Origin of the sequence: Arthrobacter sp. SLBN-100 (assembly GCF_006715305.1) — a bacterium.
GTDB lineage: Bacteria > Actinomycetota > Actinomycetes > Actinomycetales > Micrococcaceae > Arthrobacter.
Genome location: NZ_VFMY01000001.1, coordinates 2,232,542 through 2,254,691 on the forward strand (window position 1 = coordinate 2,232,542; position 22,150 = coordinate 2,254,691).

Annotated in this window: 28 protein-coding genes; 17 read left to right on the forward strand and 11 right to left on the reverse strand. The window is 63.6% G+C overall.

Annotation, left to right across the window (positions count from 1 at the left end; translation table 11 throughout):
* The first annotated feature begins 185 nt into the window (after positions 1-185).
* From lhgO to FBY31_RS10440, 3 genes are read left to right on the forward strand one after another with little or no spacing between them, the layout of a single operon-like run.
* Positions 186-1,388 carry an L-2-hydroxyglutarate oxidase gene (gene lhgO, locus FBY31_RS10430; RefSeq protein ID WP_235013010.1) on the forward strand — a complete coding sequence of 401 codons (1,203 nt, stop codon included), beginning with the start codon at positions 186-188 and terminating at the stop codon, positions 1,386-1,388.
* Positions 1,389-1,416: 28 nt separating this feature from the next.
* The gene (locus tag FBY31_RS10435; protein ID WP_142040274.1) at positions 1,417-1,821 is read left to right on the forward strand and encodes a YidH family protein; all 405 of its coding nucleotides are present in this window, start codon (positions 1,417-1,419) and stop codon (positions 1,819-1,821) included.
* 4 nt (positions 1,822-1,825) lie between these two features.
* Positions 1,826-2,161 (forward strand): DUF202 domain-containing protein, encoded by a 336-nt coding sequence (locus FBY31_RS10440; RefSeq protein ID WP_142040277.1) that lies wholly within the window; start codon positions 1,826-1,828, stop codon positions 2,159-2,161.
* 17 nt (positions 2,162-2,178) lie between these two features.
* On the opposite strand, the gene FBY31_RS10445 is transcribed toward FBY31_RS10440, so the two are convergent.
* Positions 2,179-2,577 (reverse strand): hypothetical protein, encoded by a 399-nt coding sequence (locus FBY31_RS10445; protein WP_142040279.1) that lies wholly within the window; start codon positions 2,575-2,577, stop codon positions 2,179-2,181.
* 55 nt (positions 2,578-2,632) lie between these two features.
* Here FBY31_RS10445 and FBY31_RS10450 point away from each other — a divergent pair, with 55 nt between their 5' ends.
* From FBY31_RS10450 to FBY31_RS10460, 3 genes are all read left to right on the forward strand, one after another.
* Positions 2,633-2,869 (forward strand): DUF2630 family protein, encoded by a 237-nt coding sequence (locus tag FBY31_RS10450; RefSeq protein ID WP_142040282.1) that lies wholly within the window; start codon positions 2,633-2,635, stop codon positions 2,867-2,869.
* Between the two features lie 78 nt (positions 2,870-2,947).
* Positions 2,948-3,742, forward strand: a complete 795-nt coding sequence (locus FBY31_RS10455) for a carbon-nitrogen hydrolase family protein (RefSeq protein ID WP_142040284.1) — start codon at positions 2,948-2,950, stop codon at positions 3,740-3,742.
* A 353-nt stretch (positions 3,743-4,095) separates the two neighbouring features.
* The gene (locus FBY31_RS10460) at positions 4,096-5,451 is read left to right on the forward strand and encodes an ammonium transporter (protein WP_142040286.1); all 1,356 of its coding nucleotides are present in this window, start codon (positions 4,096-4,098) and stop codon (positions 5,449-5,451) included.
* A 95-nt stretch (positions 5,452-5,546) separates the two neighbouring features.
* Here the strand turns inward: FBY31_RS10460 and FBY31_RS10465 are convergent, their stop codons facing one another.
* The gene (locus FBY31_RS10465) at positions 5,547-6,182 is read right to left on the reverse strand and encodes a PadR family transcriptional regulator (RefSeq protein ID WP_142040288.1); all 636 of its coding nucleotides are present in this window, start codon (positions 6,180-6,182) and stop codon (positions 5,547-5,549) included.
* 177 nt (positions 6,183-6,359) lie between these two features.
* On the opposite strand from FBY31_RS10465, the gene FBY31_RS10470 reads away from it, so the two are divergent.
* Positions 6,360-8,537, forward strand: a complete 2,178-nt coding sequence (locus FBY31_RS10470) for a transglycosylase domain-containing protein (RefSeq protein WP_142045248.1) — start codon at positions 6,360-6,362, stop codon at positions 8,535-8,537.
* Positions 8,538-8,757: 220 nt separating this feature from the next.
* Here FBY31_RS10470 and FBY31_RS10480 read toward each other — a convergent pair whose 3' ends face one another.
* Complete coding sequence (locus FBY31_RS10480; RefSeq protein ID WP_142040294.1) at positions 8,758-8,976, reverse strand: hypothetical protein; 219 nt, start codon at positions 8,974-8,976, stop codon at positions 8,758-8,760.
* Between the two features lie 95 nt (positions 8,977-9,071).
* Between FBY31_RS10480 and FBY31_RS10485 the strand changes: the two genes are divergently transcribed.
* Entirely contained in the window at positions 9,072-9,641 is a 570-nt protein-coding gene (locus FBY31_RS10485; protein ID WP_142040297.1) for a GNAT family N-acetyltransferase, read from the forward strand.
* On the opposite strand, the gene FBY31_RS10490 is transcribed toward FBY31_RS10485, so the two are convergent.
* From FBY31_RS10490 to FBY31_RS10520, 7 genes are all read right to left on the reverse strand, one after another.
* Entirely contained in the window at positions 9,638-10,234 is a 597-nt protein-coding gene (locus FBY31_RS10490) for a J-domain-containing protein (protein ID WP_142045250.1), read from the reverse strand. The two genes, FBY31_RS10485 and FBY31_RS10490, sit on opposite strands and share 4 nt — an antisense overlap.
* 169 nt (positions 10,235-10,403) lie before the next feature.
* Complete coding sequence (locus FBY31_RS10495; protein WP_142040300.1) at positions 10,404-10,901, reverse strand: SRPBCC family protein; 498 nt, start codon at positions 10,899-10,901, stop codon at positions 10,404-10,406.
* A 15-nt stretch (positions 10,902-10,916) separates the two neighbouring features.
* Entirely contained in the window at positions 10,917-11,249 is a 333-nt protein-coding gene (locus FBY31_RS10500; RefSeq protein ID WP_142040303.1) for an ArsR/SmtB family transcription factor, read from the reverse strand.
* Positions 11,250-11,503: 254 nt separating this feature from the next.
* A complete protein-coding gene (locus FBY31_RS10505; protein ID WP_142040305.1) occupies positions 11,504-12,238 on the reverse strand; it encodes a GAF and ANTAR domain-containing protein in 735 nt (244 codons plus the stop codon).
* A 51-nt stretch (positions 12,239-12,289) separates the two neighbouring features.
* A complete protein-coding gene (locus FBY31_RS10510; RefSeq protein ID WP_268815655.1) occupies positions 12,290-13,690 on the reverse strand; it encodes a DUF2254 family protein in 1,401 nt (466 codons plus the stop codon).
* A gap of 459 nt (positions 13,691-14,149) precedes the next feature.
* The gene (locus tag FBY31_RS10515) at positions 14,150-14,407 is read right to left on the reverse strand and encodes a hypothetical protein (protein ID WP_142040311.1); all 258 of its coding nucleotides are present in this window, start codon (positions 14,405-14,407) and stop codon (positions 14,150-14,152) included.
* A 184-nt stretch (positions 14,408-14,591) separates the two neighbouring features.
* Positions 14,592-15,353 (reverse strand): GAF and ANTAR domain-containing protein, encoded by a 762-nt coding sequence (locus FBY31_RS10520; protein ID WP_235013011.1) that lies wholly within the window; start codon positions 15,351-15,353, stop codon positions 14,592-14,594.
* Positions 15,354-15,619: 266 nt separating this feature from the next.
* On the opposite strand from FBY31_RS10520, the gene FBY31_RS10525 reads away from it, so the two are divergent.
* The 8 genes from FBY31_RS10525 to FBY31_RS10560 all read left to right on the forward strand — a co-directional run bounded on the left by FBY31_RS10525 (position 15,620) and on the right by FBY31_RS10560 (position 20,419).
* A complete protein-coding gene (locus FBY31_RS10525; RefSeq protein ID WP_142040316.1) occupies positions 15,620-16,348 on the forward strand; it encodes a GAF and ANTAR domain-containing protein in 729 nt (242 codons plus the stop codon).
* On the forward strand, positions 16,335-16,625 hold the full coding sequence (locus FBY31_RS10530; protein WP_235013012.1) for a hypothetical protein: 291 nt from the start codon (positions 16,335-16,337) through the stop codon (positions 16,623-16,625). The genes FBY31_RS10525 and FBY31_RS10530 overlap by 14 nt, the downstream gene beginning before the upstream one ends.
* A 304-nt stretch (positions 16,626-16,929) precedes the next feature.
* Positions 16,930-17,649 (forward strand): GAF and ANTAR domain-containing protein, encoded by a 720-nt coding sequence (locus tag FBY31_RS10535; protein ID WP_142040318.1) that lies wholly within the window; start codon positions 16,930-16,932, stop codon positions 17,647-17,649.
* A gap of 9 nt (positions 17,650-17,658) precedes the next feature.
* Positions 17,659-17,997, forward strand: a complete 339-nt coding sequence (locus tag FBY31_RS10540) for a hypothetical protein (RefSeq protein ID WP_142040321.1) — start codon at positions 17,659-17,661, stop codon at positions 17,995-17,997.
* A gap of 167 nt (positions 17,998-18,164) precedes the next feature.
* Positions 18,165-18,890, forward strand: coding sequence for a GAF and ANTAR domain-containing protein (locus FBY31_RS10545; protein ID WP_142040324.1), 726 nt, complete (start codon positions 18,165-18,167; stop codon positions 18,888-18,890).
* 2 nt (positions 18,891-18,892) lie between these two features.
* Positions 18,893-19,144 carry a hypothetical protein gene (locus FBY31_RS10550; RefSeq protein WP_142040326.1) on the forward strand — a complete coding sequence of 84 codons (252 nt, stop codon included), beginning with the start codon at positions 18,893-18,895 and terminating at the stop codon, positions 19,142-19,144.
* Positions 19,141-19,911 (forward strand): GAF and ANTAR domain-containing protein, encoded by a 771-nt coding sequence (locus FBY31_RS10555; protein ID WP_142040329.1) that lies wholly within the window; start codon positions 19,141-19,143, stop codon positions 19,909-19,911. Before FBY31_RS10550 ends, FBY31_RS10555 begins: the two co-directional genes overlap by 4 nt.
* A gap of 310 nt (positions 19,912-20,221) precedes the next feature.
* Positions 20,222-20,419 carry a hypothetical protein gene (locus FBY31_RS10560; protein ID WP_142040331.1) on the forward strand — a complete coding sequence of 66 codons (198 nt, stop codon included), beginning with the start codon at positions 20,222-20,224 and terminating at the stop codon, positions 20,417-20,419.
* Between the two features lie 110 nt (positions 20,420-20,529).
* Here FBY31_RS10560 and trxB read toward each other — a convergent pair whose 3' ends face one another.
* Positions 20,530-21,534 (reverse strand): thioredoxin-disulfide reductase, encoded by a 1,005-nt coding sequence (gene trxB, locus FBY31_RS10565; protein ID WP_142040334.1) that lies wholly within the window; start codon positions 21,532-21,534, stop codon positions 20,530-20,532.
* 230 nt (positions 21,535-21,764) lie between these two features.
* Between trxB and FBY31_RS10570 the strand changes: the two genes are divergently transcribed.
* A complete protein-coding gene (locus FBY31_RS10570; protein ID WP_142040337.1) occupies positions 21,765-22,115 on the forward strand; it encodes an ArsR/SmtB family transcription factor in 351 nt (116 codons plus the stop codon).
* Positions 22,116-22,150: the final 35 nt, after the last annotated feature.

Consider the following 22,150-nt stretch of genomic DNA (forward strand, 5'->3'; position numbering starts at 1 on the left):
TGCCCTGGCACCCGGGGCATTCCCCACGGCCCTCCTGCCGCGTGTTGAAGTTCGGGCCAACCGCCGGCGGCGAATCCACAAAAATCGAGTACTGCCTACGCTGGCTGGGGCGCCGGTGGTGTTGCAGAATCGCAGGAACAAGCGGCCGCTTTGCGGCCGACGGACCTTGGCAGATGGGTGGACCCGTGGAGCAAGCTGACTACTGCATTGTTGGGGGCGGCATCGTGGGGCTCGCCACGGCCTACCAGCTGCTGTGCAAGGAGCCCGGAGCTTCGCTGATCCTGCTGGAGGCCGCGGATACGCTGGCCTCGCACCAGACCGGCCACAACAGCGGGGTGATCCACTCGGGCATCTACTATGCGCCGGACAGCCTCAAGGCGCGCTTCAGCAAGGCCGGCGCCAAGCAGACCAAGGAATTCTGCCGAGAAAACGGGATCCCCTACCGGGAACCAGGCAAGCTGCTCGTCGCCACCACTCCCCTGGAGGTGGAGCGGCTGGACCAACTGGAAGAGCGTGCCGGTATCCATCACCTGGAGTGCGCTCGCGTTGACCAGGCGGAGCTGCACCGGCGGGAGCCCAACGTTTCAGGGCTCGCCGCATTGTTCATCCCGAGCACGGGGATTGTTGACTATAAAGCAGTAGCCGGGAAGCTCGCGGAGCTCATCACCGCCGCAGGTGGACAGGTCATCACCGGCGCCAGGGTCACCTCCATCACCGAACATGTGGACAGGGTTGAGGCGGGGACCGCCGAAAAACGCTACAGCTGCGGCAAACTTGTGGCCTGCGCCGGGCTGCAGTCGGACCGGCTCGCGGAGCTGGCCGGCTTGGATATCGACGTGCAGATCATCCCCTTCCGCGGCGAGTACTTTGAGCTCCCGGCAGATAAATCCCGCTACGTCCGGCACCTGATCTACCCGGTCCCGGATCCCGCCCTGCCCTTCCTTGGCGTCCACCTCACCCCCACCGTGGCCGGCACCATCACCGTGGGACCCAACGCCGTGCTGGGACTGTCGCGGGAGGGGTACCCGAAGTTCTCCGTGGACCTCCGTGATGTTGGACGGTACCTGAAGTTCCCAGGCCTCTGGCACGTGGCCCGCGCCAATGCGGCAACAGCAGTCCGCGAGGTCCGGAATTCCCTGCTTAAGGGCACCTATCTGCAGGAATGCCGGAAGTATGCGCCCGGTCTCACGAAAGAAGATCTGTTGCCGTACGAGGCTGGGATCCGGGCCCAGGCGGTCGGCCGCGACGGCACGCTCATCCACGATTTCCTCCTGGCCGAGACAGCCAGGATGATCCACGTCCTGAACGCGCCCTCACCCGCAGCCACAGCGGCGCTGCCCATCGGCGACCATCTGGCTTCGAAGGCAGGGCGGCTGCGCACGGCGTAGCCGGCCAGTCGGTGGCTAGACTGGCACGGTGACCAACAGCGAGCAGCACGCCCATGGCGCCACCACGCCGTCCCGCGGGAAGATCGCTGAGCGGCTCCTGCCCGGCGGCGAGGAGCCGGACCCGCGGTTCACCCTCGCCAACGAGCGAACGTTCCTGGCGTGGATTCGGACCTCCCTTGCGCTCCTGGCCGGCGGCATTGCCATTGAGGCGTTCACGTCCGACCTTTTCCTCGAGCCTGTCCGGAAGGGCCTGGCGGTGGTGCTGCTCCTGCTGGGAATGCTGCTGAGTGCAGGCTCTGCCGTGCGGTGGCTGCGCGTGGAACGCAGTATGCGCAACAAAGCGCCGCTGCCGCTGCCGCTCATTGTTCCGCTGCTGGCCGGGGCAGGTGCGCTGGCGGCCGCCGTCTTACTCACCGTTGTCCTCTGGCGCTGAACCTGTGACCGTTTCCCGCCCTGCCGGCACGCACGGCGACCCCGGCCTGCAACCCGAGCGGACCACCCTCGCCTGGGGCAGGACCGTACTGGCGCTGGTGACCGTCAGCGCCATCTTCCTGCGCTGGCTCCCCCGGCACGGCCTCCCGATTCTTCTGCTGTTCGCCGTCGCTGCGGCCGCGGCGCTGGCCATCTACGTGACCCAGCGCCACCGGTACAGCGCCAGGTCCCGCGGCCTTTCGAGGGAAAAGGTCGACGCCGACATCACCGCCGTGCTTTGGACCGCTTTCGCGGGAGTTGCATTGGGCGGCCTGGGCATCGCCGTGGTCCTCGCGGGCTAGCACCCGCAGTAAAAGCCCTAAAACATCGGCAGGACGAAACCGGCGAGCAGCGCTACGGCACCGATCGCGGTCAGGCAACGGCCCAGCACAGCAGCTGTCCTACCCGGCTCCTCCGGCACCGCCGTTTGCCACTGTGTGGGCCGCTTGGGGTGGTAATAGATGGGGAGGGTATCCCCCACGGCCATGTCCTTGATGTCGTGCGGCGACATCGGTGCGTGGTGCACCCGGTATTTGCGGTCGAACCAGCGGAAGCCGACGCCTGTGTTGTCCGAGTACACCACGGCTTCGGCTACATCCCAGGGGTGCACAAAGCGGCGCAGGAAGCCTGTGTAGAAGAGAAGGCCCAGCCCGACGGGCAGGCACAACCAGGTGAGCATTTCCAGGATCGGACCTGCCATATCAAGCACAGTGGGCATGAATTTGATGGTACAGGCGTACGCTGAGGGAAACGTTCCGGCGGAAGGGGTAGACATGAACGACGAGGATCTTTTGGCCCGCATCCAGGCCCTGGTGGAGGAGGAACACACCCTCCGCGAGGGCTCCGGTGAAGGCCAGGCGCCTGACCAGGGCCGGCTCAGGCAGGTTGAAGAACGGCTGGACCAGTGCTGGGACCTGCTCCGCCAGCGCCGGGCCAAAGCGGACTCCGGAGAAAACCCCAACGACGCCGAAGCCCGGCCCGTCAGCGAAGTCGAGGGCTACAAGCAGTAGCCGTTGACTGTTCCCTGCACCTCTGGCGGTATCGTTGCGCCGGAGCCTTGCCGCAGTGCGAACAGAATGGAGCTACCCATGCGTCTGGCAGTCGCCCAGATCATCAGCAGTGCAGATCTTGAGGCCAACCTGGAGCTGATCCGGGAGTACACCACCCAGGCCAAGGCCGCGGGCGCGGAACTGGTGGTGTTTCCTGAAGCTGCCATGCGGGCGTTCGGCCACTCCCTGAGGGACATCGCGGAACCGCTGGACGGTCCGTGGGCTGAAAAGGTCCGCGCCCTCGCCAGCGAACTGGGCATCGTGATCGTAGCGGGCATGTTCACCCCCGGGAAGGACGGCCGCGTCCGCAACACCCTGCTGGTCACCGGCCCCGGCGTGGACACGTCCTACGACAAGGTGCACCTCTTCGACGCCTTCGGCTTCCAGGAGTCCAAGACGGTGGACGCGGGAACGGACCCGGTGACCTTTGAAGTGAACGGCACGGTGTTTGGCCTGGCCACCTGTTACGACATCCGCTTCCCTGCCCTGTTCACGGCCAATGCCCGCGCGGGGGCACAGGTGAACATCGTCTGCGCCTCCTGGGGCGCCGGCGAAGGCAAAGCCGAACAGTGGGACCTGCTGGCACGGGCACGCGCGCTGGACAGCACTTCCTTCGTGGTGGCCTGCGGCCAAGGTGACCCCGCAACCATCGGAGCAGGTCCGGCGGGCACAGCGCCGACCGGCGTCGGGCACAGTGCCGTCATCACTCCCTTGGGCTCCGCGGTGGTTACTCTGGGCGGGAAGCCCGAAGTTGCCGTCGTCGACATCGACCCCTCAGTGGTGGACGAGGTACGCACCAGGCTTCCAGTGCTGGCCAACGCCCGCCAGTTCTGATCCGTCCGGGGGACATTTTCTTCGCGCCGGGGCGGTGAACTTCCGTTCATGGCGCCGTAATCTGCAGGACTTTACCTACGACGGCGTATCTCACCTTCGGCCCCTTGGTCCGCCACCGTGCAGCAGGATTTCCTGGGTCTGAGCGCGCAGCTCCCTCCTTCGTGGACAGCGCTTGTTTACACGCCCGAAACATTACCGACACGGGGACTTCACACAGCAACCGTTTCTGTAACGTGAGCGCAACTTTCAAGGGCGTTTCCCGAAACACGGACCGCGAAAAATGGACTGCGGGGGAAATGCGAGGGCCCTGGAAAAGCGCCCCGCTTCGAGGCGCAACGTGAAGGGACCTTCAGGTGGAGATTTCTGCCCAACAAGTCTGGCTGATGATTTCAGCGGCAATGGTACTGCTGATGACCCCCGGACTTGGCCTCTTCTATGGCGGCATGACGCGGGCCAAGGCAGCCCTGAACATGATCATGATGAGCTTCATCTCCGCCGGGATCGTCGGCGTCGTCTGGGTTCTGTGGGGCTACTCCATGACCACCGGCGACGGCGTGCTTGGTATCTTTGGCAATCCCTTCGCCAACTTCGGACTGCAGAGCCTCATGGGCTCCCCGGACCTGATCAAGGCCGGCTACAGCGCCACCTTCGCAATCATCACCGTTGCCCTGATCAGCGGCGCCATTGCTGACCGTGCCAAGTTCGGCGCCTGGGCACTGTTCGTGCCCATCTGGATCACCGTGGTGTACTGCCCGCTCGCCTACATGATCTGGGGCGGCGGCCTGATGAGCGCCGGCGGAGCCGTCAGCGCCGTTTTTGGCCAGGTCATCGACTTCGCCGGTGGCGCAGTGGTGGAGATCAGTTCCGGCACGGCGGCCCTGGTCCTTGCCATCATCGTTGGCCAACGCCACGGTTTCGCCAAGGACCCCAACCACCGCCCGCACAACATCCCCTTCATCATGCTGGGAGCTGCCATCCTCTGGTTCGGCTGGTTCGGCTTCAACGGCGGCGCGGCAACCTCCGCCGAACAAGCAGGCCTGATCTGGATCAACACCTTAGTGACCCCCGCTGCCGCCATGCTCAGCTGGCTGGTCACCGAAAAGATCCGGCACGGACACCCCACCTCCCTCGGCGCAGCCTCCGGTGTGGTAGCCGGCCTGGTTGCCATCACCCCTTCCTGCGCCAACATCAGCCCGGTGGCCGCTATCGGCCTGGGCATGGTGGCCGGAGCTGCCTGCGCCGTCTTCGTGGACCTCAAGTACCGCTTTGGCCTGGACGATTCCCTGGACGTGGTGGGAGTCCACCTGGGCGCCGGCCTCATCGGCACCCTGGCACTTGGCTTCATTGCTCTGCCGGGGGACGGCCAGAACGGCGGGCTCTTCTACGGCGGTGGCGTCCAGCAGCTCATTGCCCAGTCCGCGGCCGTGGTCATCACGCTGCTGGTTTCCGGCATCGGCACCTTGATTATTGGCCGCGCCATCAACAAGACCATCGGGTTCCGCGTCAGCCGCGAGGCGGAGACCGCAGGCGTGGACCTGTCCGAGCACGCCGAGAGCGCGTACGCCTTCGGCGAAACCGGCGGGGGCTTCCGCCGGCTTAGCCATAGCGTTCCGCAGACCGGTGCCGCGTCGCATGCTCCGGCCGGATCCAGTTCTCCGGCCGGCGGAAACCCGGTGCAGCGGCAGGCCAAGGAAGACTCCTTCGCCTGAGTCCTGGCTGGCCGGTTCCGGCCAGCCTGTTCGGGATCAGACAGTTCGCGCCAGCCGGTTTGGGCGAGAAGGTTCCCGCCAGTCTGCTCGGTCTGCTAGTCCGCCAGGATTTTGTAGAGCGCACGGCGGGTCTCATCCAACTTCTCGATGGCAGCAGTCCGCTGTTCCTCGGTGACACCGCTCCGGAACTGGTGGATAGCGGCCATCAGCTTCCCGATGCTCTGGTGGAAGTCCCGGTCCGGGCTCTCCGGTCCGGCGTTCCACGCGTTCTCCAGCGCCTCAGCATGCTCCTCCACCCACGCCCTTCCAGCATCCGTGAGCGAGAACTCAGTCCCGCGGCCTTCGCTGAGGGGCGTTATGAGTTCCTCATCGACCAACTGCTGAAGTGTGGGATAGATGGATCCGGGACTTGGCCGCCAGGCCCCGTTGGTCTTTTCGGCAATGGCCTTGATCAGCCCGTAACCATTTGAGGGCGCTTCGGCCAGGAGCGAGAGGATGGCCGAGCGGACGTCGCCCCTGCTGGCCCTGCGCGGCCCGCGGCCAAAACCGGGGCCGAAGCCGGGACCAAAGCCCAGTCCGGGACCGCCGCCAAAACCGGGTCCGAATCCAGGACCGAAGCCCGGGCCGAAGCCGCCTCCCCTATGCCCGTGCGGTCCGCGCCTTCCCCGGCCACGTTCAAACCTGCCCCTGCCGTGCTGGCCGGGAAGATTTTCTTCTGAAATGCCTTTCATGGTGGCATCTTCCTTTCGGTTCATAGTTATCGCCGTTCCTTCGGCGATAGTTAACGATATGTCGTTAACTATCGCCGGGTCAATAAGAGAATTGATCAAATCATGACCTTCCTCCTCTGGATCGTCCGTCCTGGGCGACGTAGTCTTGTGGCACTCTTCAAGCTCGAGGGCTGGAAAATGGCGAAGAAAAAGAAGCGCAGGCGTCCTGACGGTTCTGCCGCGGGAAGGATCCTGGGATTCCTCGCGGCAAGTGTTATGTGCGGTGTGCTGGCGGCCAGCCTGGTGGTCCCGGCAGTAGCAGCGGCCAGCTTCGGAGTCACTACCTCTATCGGGTTTTTCGACAGCCTGCCGGAGGAACTCACAGTCCAACCGCCGTCTCAATCCACCAAAGTCCTTACCTCCGACGGCCAGACCATCGCGGCCTTCTATGCGGAGAACCGCGTCCGGATCCCGCTGGATCAGATGTCGCCCTACGTCAAGGACGCCGTAATTGCTATCGAGGACAGCCGCTTCTACGAACACGCAGGGCTCGATCCGCAAGGCATTCTACGGGCGGTGGTGGCCAATCTGACCAAGGGCGACCAACAGGGCGCCTCCACGATCACCCAGCAATACGTCACCAACGTGACGAATGAGGCCCGGCTGTCCCAGGACAGGCCGGATGAGGTGGTCCTGAGCGGCCAAAAGGACATCGGCGACAAACTGCGGGAGATGAAACTCGCCGTCGCGCTGGAGAAGAAGTACACCAAGGACCAGATCCTTGAGGGCTACCTGAACATCGTGTTCTTCAACAGTGACGCTTACGGCGTGGAAGCTGCAGCCCGATACTTCTTCAGCACCACCGCAAAGGACCTGAACCTTCCACAGTCTGCCCTTCTGGCCGGGCTCGTGAACAGCCCCACGTTCTACAACCCGGCAATCAATCCCGAGAACTCGTTGGCCCGCCGCAATCAGGTGCTCGACGAAATGCTCCGGCTGAGGAAGATCAACCAGGAAGAGCATGATGAGGCCGTTGCCGCGCCGGTCGAGCTGAAGGTCAGCCCGCAGCGGCAAGGCTGCGCGAACGCCTCCATGGCCCCGTATTTCTGCGACTACATCTCACATCTCATACTGAACAACCCGGCGTTCGGTCCCGACCGGGCTGAACGCGAGCGGAAGCTCTACCGGGGCGGCCTCACCATCACCACCACACTGGACAGCAGGCTTCAGGCGGCGGCCCAGGCGCAGGTGGATGGAACGGCAGGGCCCAACCCTGACCGCTGGGGCGCGGCCTTGGTAACCATCCAGCCCGGGACGGGCAAGATCCTGGCGATGGCCCAGAACACAGTCTTCCTGCCCGAGCCGGGGAAGTTCGATACCCAATTGAATTTCAACGTGGACGCAAAGGACGCCCAGGGCAACGACCTGAATGGCGCCGGCGGGTTCCAGACCGGGTCCACTATGAAGCCGTTCACGTTCGCGGAGTGGCTGAACGAGGGCAAGACCATTACTGCCGAGGTGGACGCCTCCCGCCGGGTCTATCCCTTGGGATTCCCGTGGCGTTCCAGCTGTGGCAAGGTGCTGGGCGCCTACAGTACCGCGCAGAACAACCCTGAACTGGGCGCAGCCGATGACCTGCAAAACGCCGAAGAGGGCTTCTACCGCAAAATGGCCGTCAATTACGGCCTGTACAACTCCATCAATACAGCCACCTTTGCCTCAGCTACCCAATTGGACTTCTGCGGGATCCAGAAGATGGTGGATGCGGTGGGACTCCATAGCGGCTTGGACGGCTCCCCCATCAACATGCACCAACTCGGCAACCTCCTGGGCGCCACCGGAGTTGCTCCCCTGCATATGGCTAACGGCTTTGCCACTTTCGCCAACGATGGCCGCTATTGCAACCCCATCGCCCTGCTTGAAATTACCGACGCCAACGGCGGCAAGCTGCCGGCGCAGTCGACTGAGTGCCGGGACGCGGTAAAGCGGGATGTTGCTCGCGGAGTCAACTCCGTGCTGCAGGATGTGCTGAAGAAGGGCTCGGGCGTCTGGATCAACCCGAAGGTGCACGACAAGCTTCCTACGGCAGCCAAAACCGGAACGTCGAACAATAACGGGGCCACCTGGGTGGTTGGTTACACCTCCGGGCTCGCAACCGCTTCCTTCTTCGGGGACGCACTGGAGGGCCAGAAGCGGGCCGGCCAGAACGTCACCATCAACGGAACCTTCTACCCCCGTCTTGACGGCTTCATGATTGCCGGTCCGCAGTGGGCCAACTACATGGTGAACGTGGCTCCGCTCTACCCGGCCGCAGCATTCCCGCCGCCTCCTCCTGCCATGATGGGCTCGAATCCTTCGCCCACCCCCACCCGGTAATCACGCCCGCAGGCCAGGGGGAAAGAGCGGTGGCCTCACCGGAACGGATGGCCTCACCTGAGCAGGGGGCTTCACCTGAATAGTGGGTTTTACTGCCGTTGCTAAGGCGCTGCCGGGAAGCGGCGGCGCGGTTGACCTGCAGAGGCCTCGGCCGTTGGCGCTGGTAGTCGGTCCCTCGTTATGCCATGGGATGACGTGGTCCAGGTGGCGGATAGGCGCGTCACAGTCTGTGGGGCCCTCCCATAGGCAGCCGCCCGGACGCACGCGATGATGGCGCGGCCTCCAGCCCGGCGAGGGTGCCGGTGTCGGCGGCGATCTCCTCGTCCACCCCGCCGCCCAGCCCATCGGCAGGAACACCGGCCGCGGCCTGTTCCTGCCGGGCTGCAAGGGAGTAGGCGACGGCGATGTGTGCCTGGTTCGCTGCGGCCGCAGACTTCACATCCTCCAGTTCCCGCAAAACCCGGCCATCGAATTCCCTATGTGGATAACCTAAGATCCTCCACCGGCGGCACAACAAGTGGCAGGATTGGCGGGGTGAAAAGCCTCGAAACCAAGCGGCTGATTCTCCGCCCTTGGCAGCCGGAAGACGCCGACTTCGTGCTGGACCTCTACTCCCGCTGGGAGGTGCAGCGTTTCATCGGAAACCATCCACGGGTAATGAGGGAACGTGCTGAGGCCGAGGAACGGATCCTCATATGGCGCACCATGGACCACCCCTTCCATGGTGTCTGGGCTGTTCAGCTGAAAGAGCCAGCCCAGCTGAGAAAGCCGGACCAGCCCAAGAACGCGGCGCCCCTGGCGGGCACCCTGCTCCTTAAGTCCATCCCGGCGTCGGGCGAGACGCTTCCGCTGCAGCCCTCGGGTGAGACCGAGATCGGCTGGCACTTCCACCCCGGCCACTGGGGAAACGGTTACGCGTCGGAAGCGGCCGCCGCGGTCCTCGCCTACGCGTTCGACAGCGGGCTGCAGGAGGTCGTAGCGGTCACGGCCCGGGCCAATACTGCGTCGCAGAGGGTCTGCCTGCGCATCGGGATGACCCACCGGGGACAGACGAACAGGTACTACAACGCAATCTGCGAGCTCTTCGAAGCCACGCCGCCCTAGCCGGCGCCCTTCCAGAGCCGTTGCCACCACGAGCGGGGAGATTCTGGTTCCGGCGGCGGAGCCTGCTCGGCCCGCGCGGCACGGCGGTGACGCCACCGCTCCACCTCATCCTCCACGTCCCGGGTCTTGGTGATTACCGGCGGGCCGCCCTGGAGCTGACGCCGGGCGTCGATGACGCGGCGGTTGAAGTCCTGCAGGATGTCCTGCACCTGCTGCTCGGTGTACTGCGCGTCGAGCTTGGCATCCAGTTCGGCGTCCTCGGTCCGGAGCAGGATGGCGGCTGGTCCAAGGCCGCTGATGTTTTCCCGCTGGAGGAGGCCTTTGACCCACCAGTCGGGGTCGTACCGCTCCCCCAGGCCCGGGATCGGCTTGCCCGCATACTTGAGGTTGTCGAACTTGCCCTGCGCCATCGCGTCCCGGACGAGGTACTCGGCCCGTGCGGCGTCACTGACCTTCCGGCGCTTTTCACGCTCCTGCGCATCGAGGGCGTCGAGCGCCGCTTCCTCCTCGGCGCTGATGCCGGCTCCGCGGTAGGACCGGACTTCAGCAGCGCGTTCCAAGCGCTTCCGGAAATCCTCCACACCGCCGCTCATGGCTGCCACCGCCTCACCTCTAAATGATGTTCCTTCCAGTATTCAGAAGCTTTTCGTCCCGTTCAATGCTCGCAGCGTACATAGCAAAGCCAGCGGCGGATGCAGGAAAGCGTACGACGGCGGGACGTCCCGCCGTCGTACGCTTGTTTGGCTGCTGGGAGCCTCAGAGTCAGGCGTTCACGTGTTCGGCGAGGATGGCGTCGATCTGGCCGACGGCCTCCCGCATGCCTTCCTCCATGCCCATCTGGACCATCTGCTCCATCTGCTCTTCCGATTCGAAGGTGGAAACGATGGTCATCCTGGTCCGTCCGCCGGTTCCCTCAAGAGTAACCGTGGCGTGGGTGGTGCCCATGGACTCGACCGGAGCCCCGTTTTCGTCCGCGAAACCGTCGTCGAACTCCAGTTTGCTGGGAGCCTCGATGGCAGTGAAGCGCCACCAGCCGCCCGCTTTTTCACCCTTCGGGCCGGACATGTAGTACGCGGCTTTGCCGCCGGACTGGAAATCGAACTGTTGAAAGGTAGCCGGCCAGGTGGGCGGGCCCCACCAGCGCTCAAGCTGGCGCGGGTCTTCCCAAAGCTGCCAGACGCGTTCGACTCCGGCGTCGAACTCGGCGACGAGAATGAAGCTGAGCGCCTCAAGATTTTTGGTGGAACTGATAACCGACATTGCAGAACCCTTTCCTTAGCCTTCAGCCAGAATGTCAGCGATCCGGCCTACGCGCTGCCGCCAGATCGCTTCGTACTCATCGAGCAGCCGGCGGGCCTTCTGCAGCCCTTCATGGTTTCCCCGCACGATCTGCTCCCTTCCGCGCTTCTCCTTGGTCACCAGGGAGGCGCGCTCCAACACCGCCACGTGTTTCTGGACGGCTGCGAAGCTCATGGCGTAGAGGCCCGCGAGGCCGGAGACGGTGTATTCGCCGACCGTCACGCGCCGGACGATGTCCCGGCGGGTGGAATCGGCGAACGCCTGGAAGAGGCGGTCAAGTTCGGTTTCGCGGAGCTGATCTACAACCATTTGGTTGTACGATAGTCCCAGTCACCGGGGGTGTCAATGGGTTTCCTGCCAGCTCCCGGTGGCCGCGGTTGCCTCCGGCGGCGGGTATCTTGAAGGACAGGGCGGTGGCAATGAATGAGGGCCGGGCCATTTTGCTCCCCGACGGCGGCGCCGCTGATTACGAGGTGATTGGCAACGGCAGGCAGCTGCTGGGATATCCGAAGGACCGCAGCAGGCTGCGGGGTGTCTGTCCGGACGGCAAGCGGCAAGGTGCCCTAAGCGTCGAAATGTGTCTGGATGCTGGTGCCCTGCAGCTGCTCAATCAGTTCCGTGGCCACCTCACGCAGCTTACGGTTGCGGTTGCTGGAGACCTTGGTCAGGATCTCCATTGCTTCGGATTGCGAGCACCTGTTCTGCGCCATGATGACGCCGCAGGCCAGGTTGATGGCGGTCCGGCTTTGCATGGCTGCTTCCAGGTCTTCCGCCCGGTTTTCCGCAGTTTTAATCCGGACCGACAGATGTAGTGTGCTGTGCGCGGCGGCGCCAAAACCCACGGCCTTGTCGTAGACGTTCGGGGTGAAGACGCCCGGCTTGGAGGCGAAGAAGTTCAGTGCGGCGCTTGCCTCGCTGTTGATTTCCAGGGGCACGCCGAGCGAGCTGTAGATGCCTGACTCGGCGAACCTTTTGGTTAGCTCGGGCCATCGGGAGTCTGCGGTAACGTCGTCGATAATCACCGGTGACATTTCCTTCAGTGCCCTCACGCAAGGTCCATCACCGACGGCCTGCTCAATGCGGTCCAGCTCCATGGCCCGAGCGCTGCTGCCGGCAACTGTAGAAGGCCTGCGCCTCAGCTTCACGGTGACTGCGCATTCGATGGCATCGCCCGCCGCTTCCGAAACCGCTGCAGCAGCCAAGCCGGAGAGCGCCGACAGGAACTGCACCCCATCCTCTGCCCCCACCAGGATGTCTTGAAGCTGCGCGACCGATTCGTTGTCCGATGGATTCGACATGAGCCTATCTTATGTGCCACCCATAAAAGCGGGGGCGTTGGAGTATTAGAGCTAGGGACGGTTGCGTTCCAGTGCTGCCGCCTCGGGTTCGTCGGAGGGCTTAGGCATCATCCTCTCCGATGCGCGCCGGATCGCTTCCCGGGCATGTGCCAGTCTTCGACTGTCGAGTCCTGCCCCCTGCAGCGCAGCTTCCAGTTCGGCAATGGCATTATGCAGTGCCGGCGCATCCGGGTGCTGGACAACAGCCGGCATGCAGGCATCAATGGCGGTCTGGTAGCTTTCCATGTCGCTTGCATGCAGCCTTGGTGCAAGCCGGGCGAACGAGTGGAGCAGTTCGGCACAGGTTTGGACCTGGCGCGACTCCGCACTGGCAATAATGAGGTTGGAGAGCGCTGAAAGTCCGCGGGCCACGGCTCCGTCCGTATAGACAATGGGAAGCTCCTCCCGATCCTTGGAACGGTCCGACCGGTCCCGTTCGCCACTGATCAGCCAGCGCCCCAGGAGATCTGAGAGTGACCGCACAGCCACTATGGCAGTGCTGGGGCTCTGGCCTGCGCTGGTGGCCGTGGCCCAGGCAATGTTCTCCAGCTGGTCCAACGCATAACCCGATTCCGCGTCAACGTCCCGAACGTCGTCAATCCCAAAAGCGGAGAGGACGTCTGCGTCATACGAATCGTCCTCCGCGTCCACCCCCACAACCCGCGCCACCACATCGGCGAAGAGGAGGTACTCACCAAGCCTGCCCTCGATGAGGATCTCAGCGTTCCCGCCGACCCGGCGCGCCACCTCGGCCAGTTTGGAAAGGTCAATGGTCACCACGTATCCGCTGTCCAACACCTTGACCGATCTTTCGGCTGCATTCGGGAACGTCCGCCGATTAGTCCTGGTACTGCCCAACAGGCCCAGTTCGCTTTCCCTTGCCTCAAGGGCCAGCTCATGAATAGAGCGCATCACCGACTCAGGCCGCATCTGGTCAATGGTGGCGTGGATCAGCATCAGCAGGACAACCAAGGCAACGATAGTCAGAAGCAAGGTCACACACGCGCCGTAAACAGGGGCCGGCCCCTCCTCCCGGGCAAGGCCTAGGACCAGGAAAGTGAAGGCGGAGGCGCCGACAAAAAAACCGAAGTAGGCCTGGTTCGGCTTCCGGCGAAGAAACTGGTCCAGGACCACCGGAGTGAGGGAACTGGCTGTTTGCTGCACGGCGAGCAACAGTACCGAGAACGTAATGGACGTGACGGTCAGCAGGCTTGTGGCCACAGCCGACACGAAGTCAACCGCCCCGCCGCCCGGCACCAGGCTTTCAGCGGCAGCACGCAGTCCCGAGCGGCCGGTGGAGGAAGCATCCAGCACGGACACCGTCACGCCGGCAACGCAAAAAGAGATTGTAATCATCAGTGGCAGCCGCAGAAACTCGGCAACTCCGCGCTGAAGCCGGCTCGCCTCATGCATGCCGCCCGAGCTGCGGAGAGGATCACGGAGCGCTGCTTTCCGCACCGCAGGTTTGTCCCTGTTACTCACCCGCGCACACCTCCGGATCCGTCCGTCCCCATCCACGAATTACGGCCGCCTGCCTGGCCACTTCGAACAACTACAAACAGTGAGGATCAATGTTCGCTTACCCGACCGTCCGGGCCTTATTCACGGGCCCGGACAGCAACGGGTTGCTTGGCGAGCCAAGCGCCTATTCGGGAAGCTCCATCTGGAAACCACACGGACAATGCAGTACCTGCGTCGTCAGGTAAACATCCAAGGCGTCTTCCAGTGGCCGGTCAGTGAAGGCCGGCATGCTGAGCCTGCGCAGTTCGGAGCCGGTCTTCCGCATGGGCTGCCCGCAATGCATGAACTGGCCGCCAAAGGCCAGGACACTTTCGATGCGATTCCTGGGCCCCTCCGGATGGATGGACATTGTCAGGCCGCGGCAGGGTAGCTGGACAGGATGTAGTCAGCCGCTGCCGGGCCCACCATCCGGAGCCTGGTGTCGCTGAGGTCCACGCCGGCCCTATGCATTGCGGCGCGGAACGCGACGTCCGGCTTGGCTTCCATACCTCCGAGCAGGCACCAACTGACGTAAAGCCCATAAAGGCAATCGGCAGACATGGGGCAGTCAGTATCGAATTCCGGGACGGTAGCTTCAGCAAGGAACTGTGAGAAGTGCGAGGCAGCCATTTTGGCTCTCTTTCGCTGGTGTGCATCTTTCCGCCGTGTTGCTACAGCGGTCACTCCTGAAAGGCCCTGCACATGGCCCGGAGGGGTAGGCCGCCAATTACGTGACGCCTACCACTAAGAATTTACGCACTGGTGGTGCTTCTGTCCAATCTGATTAGCGAGACGCGCACCGAAGCCCATGGCATTACTCGTCAAAGTGCGTGCGCAGGGCGGGGTCCGGCGACACTGATTCGATCACGCCCGCCGCCACATCCCGCAGCTTGACGTTGCGGCTGTTGGAGGCCTTCCGCAAAATGTCCATAGCTGCGGCCTGGCTGCACCGGTTTTGAGCCATAATCACGCCGACGGCGATGTCGATGGCCGTCCGCGACTTCATCGCAGCCTCCAGGTCCTCCTTCGCCTCCATCAACTGGACCAGGCGCAGTTCCAGCTTGAGGGTCTTGGCCGACTGCTCGCCGAACAATTCAGCACGGGCGATGTCAGTCGGCGAAAATCCGTGAGCTGCGGACGAATAGATATTCAAGGCAGCCGAGGAACCTGCGTCAAGTTCCAGGGGCACACCCAAGATAGAGCCCACACCGTAGGCTGCGACTGCCTGCGCGTACTCCGGCCAGCGCTGTTCATTGGCGACATCTGCCACGTAGATAGTTTTTCCGGTCCGGATGGCCGCGAGGCAGGGCCCATCGCCATAGGCGTACTGGAGTTCATCCATGACCCGCGCCCTGGTGCTGCTGGAGGCGACAGTGGTGGGGCGCTTCCGGCGCACCACCGTTACGTTGCAGTGAACCTCTCCCCCGGGTGGTGCCAGGAGGGAGGCTGAGAAAACCGCGAGTTCCTGGAAGAAGTCCTGGGCATCTGCAGTTTGCAGGACAAGGTCCTGCAAACGGGATACGACCCCGTCCTGAATTGCGGCGGCAACGGGCAAAGCGTCTGCTTTAGCGGGCAAAGAGGCTGTATTGGCTTGAGCGTCCACTGGATGTCCCTGAACTTGGGCGTCAACCGCAGCGGTTTCCCACGCGGCCTTTAGACGCCCACTTCCAAACGCTTCCCCCACCCTACATCGAGTCGACATTCTTAGGACAAACCGCAGCGCCGGAACCCAGCGCGACGGCACCGGCAGGGGCTATGCTGGTAATGGATCAACAGAAATTCTCAGGTCCGGCCCAGCAGCGGGCGCCCCACAGCAATGTCCGCCGCAGAAGGTTGGCTACCATGCCGCAGCAGCTCCCCCTGGATGAACTCACTCTCGCAATGGCCCGCATCAATAACATGCTCCTGACCGAGGAGAAGGTGGACCGGGCCGTCCAATTGCTTGCCGAAGGCATTCGGGATGCCTTCCCCGCAAGCTCCGGCGCCGGAGTATCGCTCCTGGACGAAAAGGGCACCAGAACCAGCACCGGAGCCACCGATCCCGTTGTCCTGGAAGCCGACTCTGCCCAGTACGAACTCGGCCAAGGACCCTGCCTTACGGCGTGGGCTACCGAACGCACGGTAGTGATCCAGGACGTCTTCACCGATGACCGCTGGCCGTCGTGGTCGCTGGCCGTGAGGGACCTTGCCATCCGGTCAGTCATCAGCGCACCGCTAATGGCCGGCAGGCGCTGCCTGGGGGCGTTGAAAATTTACTCGGCCCGGCCCGGGGCTTTTGACGCTGCCACCGCGCGGCCGCTGGAAAAACTTGTGGTTCCCGCGGCTACCCTTCTGGACAACATCCAAAGTTCTGATTCCCCGCTGCGCTTTACCCAGGTCCTGGCCTCTGCCCTGCACAGCCGGGATACCATCAACCGAGCCCAGGGCTTCCTGATGCGGTTGCATGGTTTGGACCAGGGCGAGGCCCTCAAGAAACTGGTGGAGCTGTCCAGGACCAGCAGGCAGTCGCTTCTCAGCGTCAGCACAGACATACTCACCGGGACGAAGAACATCTCCGATGACGGAACATGACACGAGCGGCACCGATCCCTCGGCTGGACTCGAGCAGGAACAAAGCCGGCTCCTGCGCAAAGCCCTGCTGCGCTCCCGCCTGAAGCATGGGGATCTCTGGTTGCGCTACTTCAGCATCGGAGGCAACGTGGGTGAGTACGAAGTGGATGCCTACATTCAGTCACTGCTGTCCCTGCCCCCAAGTCAACGTGACCTGCTGGCCCACGCAGCAAATGAACTCATCGACGAACTTCCACCACTGCCCCGCGCACCGTACCTGGAAGACCTCACCAAGTAAGAAGGAGCCCGTGTCTTGCACTCGCGCTGAGGCTCAGCAGCGCCATGCTCGCCTCCGTCATAGAAGAGAGCTCTTTCACACTGTCCTCCCCGCAGGCACTGGCCCCGGAAGACGTCTACCCGGTGCGCCCAACAACTTCTCCCTGCGCTTCACAGTCTCCGGGAGCCAGCCGCATCCCAGCCCGGAGCCGGGTGCCTGAACGTGCGCGCCCGGGGATGCTGCCCGCCGTCGTAATCCCTCCATTCAGGCAGACTCCCTGGGTGCCGGAGGGACGGCGGGAAGGCCATGGCTCTATGCTGGAACTATGGCGCAGCAACTTCCCCTTGATGAGCTCAGCACTGTGATCGCTCGAATCCAGGGGTTGCTGCTCACGGAAGAAAAGGTGAACACGGCCGTCCGGCTCTTAGCGCGGGCGGCGAAGGAGTCGGTTCCGGGCACTATTGGAGCGGGGATTTCCCTCCTGGATGCCCGTGGACGCCGCATCAGCAGCGGTTACACGGACAGGATTGTGGCGCAGACCGACGCGAGGCAGTACGAATGTGGCGAGGGCCCTTGCCTGACCGCCTGGGCCACGGAAAAGCCGGTTCTCCTTGCGGACATCCGGGAGGAGTCCCGGTGGCCGGATTGGCGCAGGGCCGTGCAGGGGCTGCCAGTGCGCTCGGTTGTGAGTGCTCCCCTCATCGCCGGCAAGGAGTCAATCGGCGCACTGAAGCTGTATGCCGCGGCCCCAAATACTTTTGACGAATCCAGCACCACCCTGCTTCAACTTTTTGCGGCGCCCGCCGCCACGCTGCTCTCGCACATCCAGGCCAGCGAGGCACCGCACAAAATGACCGAGGGCCTGCAGACGTCCTTGCACAGCCGTGACCTTGTGAACCGTGCGTGCGGTGTGCTGATGGAGCGCCTCGGGCTTAGCCACGAAGCGGCCCTGCGCCTGTTGATCAGGCAGGCCCGGGACGGGAACACAGCGTTGCAGGATATCAGCGAGAGCGTCCTGGCCGGGACGCCGGCATCCGGGTCGTAGGAAGCGCCCATGGGTTTTGATCCTAACGAACCGGAACAACGGCGCAGGCTGCGTTCAGCAATGAGGGCCGCCGGCATATCCGTATCCGAGCTGTGGCTGAAATATTTCGGCATGTCCGGAGACGCCGGCGAATACGAGGTGGAGGCATACCTGCAGGGGCTGCTGTCGCTGCCACCGGTACAGCGTGACCTGCTCGCGTTGGCGGCCAATGAGCTGATAGACGACCTCCCCCGGCCCCGCGCACCCTACTCTGACGATTTCGACGGCGGCCCAGGTCCCGGTTCCGGCCCCACCCCGTCGGAGATCCTGGAAGATGGCACGGGGCGGCAACCGGAGCCGGACGAGTAGATCGAAGGGCCGGGCATATCAATAGGTCCGGCACCGGCGTAGTGTCGGTAGTAGGAGATTTCGGGATACCAACAGATCCAGAGGTTGAATGATCGGGTTCACCGCGTAGAGAGCGGAGGCCGCCAGCCAGGGGCATTGCCCACGGCATACCCAGGGATCGAGGGCCAATGGCCCAGGACAGCAGACTTACCACTTCGGACCGGATGCAGGATTTGCTCCTCGAAAGTCCCGGCTTCCCTGAGTTCCTCCTGGGTTTGGCCACTATCTCCGCCTCATTGCTGGGCTCCGACGGCCCGATCACCTGCACCATCACCGTGGAGCGTGAGGGAGGCCTTGCAACGGTTGCCAGCAGCAGCGAGGCGGGGCGGCGGCTGGATGAAACGCAGTACGCTTTCGACGATGGCCCATGCCTGACTGCTGCACGGCAGCAGCGCCTGGTGTTGATTGCGGACCTGAAAAGCGACGAACGCTGGAGCGACTATCTGGAAATGGCACTCCGGGAAGGCGTGCGCTCAGTATTGGCTGTTCCCATCCCCACAGACCCCTTGTCGCATGCCGGACTGAACTGCTATGCAAGCACCGTGGGCGCCTTCACGAAGGAGACCGTGGGGCTTCTCGAACAGCACGCGGCAGCCATGTCCCGGGTACTCCGGATTGCCCTGCGGCTGCACGGGTCAGAGTTTCATCCCGAGCACCTCCACGCCGCGCTGAAGTCACGGTCGGTGGTGGACGCGGCCGTGTCCCTGATCATGCTCCAGCAGCGCGGCGGACGGGAAGGCGCCCTGGAGATTCTTCAACTGGGCGCCAAGTCCGCTAACCGCCGGATGCAGGACATCGCCACTGACATTGTCCGCGGAGCCGGAGTCCCCGGAACCCAAGGAAACGGAGGGTAGGAATGTATCCCTATGGGACCGAAGGTCCGGAACCGCCGGACCCGGCCGCCGAAGAACGGCGGGGCACCGCGGAGCGCTTCCGCAAGGCAGACCTTCCGCTGGGCCAATTATGGACGTACTACTACGGGCTCGGCGGCGGAATTGACGAGCTGTCCCTGGATGCCTATCTCAATGAGGCACTTGACATCCCGGCCGGGCAAGTCGCGTTGATCGCCATGGCCATGACGGAACTAATGGAAGGCGAATCACTATGACGAACCTGGAGCCCGGCGCCGGGAGCTTTAGCGCCCTGCCGCAGGCGCCCGCGGACATGGAGAAGCAGCTGCAGGAACTGGTCCTGGACAGCAAGGATGTACACAGCTTCCTTACCGATCTGGCAGTGCTGGCCTCCGCCAAATTGTCTTCCCCGGGCAACAGGATCCATACCGGCATCACCGTCATACGGCGCAAGAGGCCCGAAGCCCTGGCCAGCAGCAGCGCAACGGCCAGAGCCTTGGACGAGATGCAGAACGGGTTCGGTGACGGCCCGTGCCTGACAGCTCTTCGGAACGGAACCACTCTCCTGGTTCCTGACCTGGCCTACGAGCGACGCTGGGCTCCCTACGTGCAGGCCGCCCGAGAGAATGGTGTCTCATCTATCCTTGCTGTCCCGATGGGCCTGGCCGGCGAGGCTGAAGCCGTCATGAACCTGTACTCCGGCTGCAGCAACGGATTCATGCCCGAGGACATCTCCATCGCGGAAGCGTTCGCCAGCCAAGCCGCAAGTTCGCTGCGGCTGGTCCTTCGCATCGCCCAGTTGAGTGAGGCCAGAAACGACCTCGCAATAGCCATGCAGTCCCGCACCGTGATCGACATGGCCATCGGAGCCGTCATGGCCGAGAACAGGTGCACACGGGATACGGCCTTCAAGATCCTCACCAAGGCCTCGAGCTCCCGCAATATCAAGCTGCGGGAAGTGGCAGCTGCAGTGATCATGTCCATTTCGGGTGAGAAGCAGATCGACACCTACTTCGACGAATAGACCCGCGGCGGGCGCGGCCGCGCTTGCAGGCGTGATGAGACTCACCTGCAACAATGCCTTTTTCGGTTGTGGCCCTTCGCCCGCTCTGGGCATGATGGAAAAGCAGGGTTGCCGCCACTGGGCTCAGGCTGCAGGCGGCTTGGTGTGCTTGGTCACATCACCCGCGCGCCGGTTGCGAATCACAAAAGCAACCTGCACCATGGGAGTACGGGAATGCGCTTTCCCAGCTGCAGTCCGTCCTCACCGACGAGGACACGGCCCGGGCAATGAAGACTCCGGACCGCCAACCGCATGAAATGGAAGTTGAATAATGACGTTCGATGCCAATGATTCCGTGACCCTCAAGATCTGGGACCGGTCAGCCCTCCACCACACGCTTGACGCCGCGGTGAGTGACCTCTCGGCCCGCCACAACACCACCTCGTGCCGCATTGCCGTCACTTGCAGCGGACCCAACACGTTCACGTTGAGCGTCCGCGGCGAGGACCGCGCCCTGGTCTCCGCCTGACTTTCAAAAAGCAAAACAGCAGTGGACGACGGCGGTAGCCGCCGTCGTCCACTGCCGTTAGTGCCACATCCCCGGCCCAACGATCCCCGCCCCAACGAGAGGCGCGGCGGTTAGCTGTGGGTGGGTTCTTCAACTAACGCGGTGGCGATGCTGTCCGCATCCTCCAGCGCGGCGAGGTAGCGTTCGGCGTCCAGGGCGGCCGCGCAGCCGGTTCCGGCGGCGGTAATCGCCTGGCGGTAGCGGTGGTCCACCGCGTCCCCGCAGGCGAAAACTCCGGAGAGGTTGGTGACGGTAGTGGGTGAATCCACCTTGATGTAGCCGTCCTCGTCCAGGTCCACCTGCCCGGTCAGCAGTTCGGTGCGCGGCACATGCCCGATGGCCACGAAAATGCCGGTGGCCGAGTGTTTCCGGGCCTCCCCCGATCGGGTGTCCGTCAGGGTAACCCCGGTGACTTTCCCGTCACCGTGGATGGCGGTGACGGCGGAGTTCCAGGCGAACGTGATCTTGGGGTTGTCCTTGGCCCGCTGCGCCATGATGCGGGAGGCGCGCAGTTCATTTTTCCGGACGACGACGGTGACGGACTTTCCGAACCGGGTCAGGAACATCGCTTCCTCCATGGCCGAGTCACCGCCGCCCACCACGATGATGTCCTGTTCCCGGAAGAAGAACCCGTCGCAGGTGGCGCACCAGGAAACACCATGGCCGCTGAACTTCTTCTCCTCCGGCAGGCCGAGTTCCTTGTACGCCGAACCGGTAGCCAGGATCACGGCCGGGGCGCGGTGGGTCTCACCGCCGCCGGTGACCACCGCCTTAAGGTGGCCCTTCAGCGAAACCTCCGTGACGTCGTCAAACACCACCTTGGCGCCGAACTTCTCAGCCTGCTCCTGCAGCCCGTCCATGAGCTCCGGGCCCTGGATGCCGCCCGGGAAGCCCGGGAAGTTTTCCACTTCGGTGGTGTTCATCAACGCACCGCCGGCTGTCACGGATCCGGCCAGCACCAGCGGCTCAAGGCCTGCACGCGCCGCGTAAATGGCGGCGGTGTACCCGGCGGGGCCGGAACCGATGATGATCAGCTGTTCGGTGGCAGGATGCTGATTGTTCGCGTCAATGGTCACGGCGGGCTTCCTTTGCGTTGGGCGTTTGGGAACAGGCTACTGGGCGTCGGGGTGCTGCGAGGGCACCAATTCGCGAAGTAGCACCCAGACAGCACAGCGCCGCGTATACAAGTGCAACAAGTGCGGGCATTTCAATCAAGGGGCCGGAAGCTCAACAGAGCGATGACTATCGGTGAATGCAGCATGACCAGCCATATCGACGCATGTCAATCTGCTGCATAATGGGACTCATGACCACCCTGCAGACCCTCGAACCCGTGGCTGACGCCTCTTGCTGCAGTCCTTCAGGGAAGCCCGTGTTGAGCGCCAAGGAAGCCCGGCAGAGGGCGCAAGTCTTCAAGGCCCTGGCCGACCCCAACCGGCTGCGCCTGCTGTCCATCGTTAAGGCAGGAGAGGCCGGAGAGGCCTGTGTGTGCGACCTGACCGAGCCCCTGGACCTCGGGCAGCCCACGGTGTCGCACCACCTGAAAGTCCTCGTGGACGCCGGGCTGCTCCACCGTGAGAAGCGGGGCACGTGGGCCTACTACTCCCTGGTTCCTGGCGCACTCAACGAGGTGGCCGGACTCCTGGATACGCTGTGAAGCAGCAACCTGGAACGGAAGCCCAACTGCGCTAC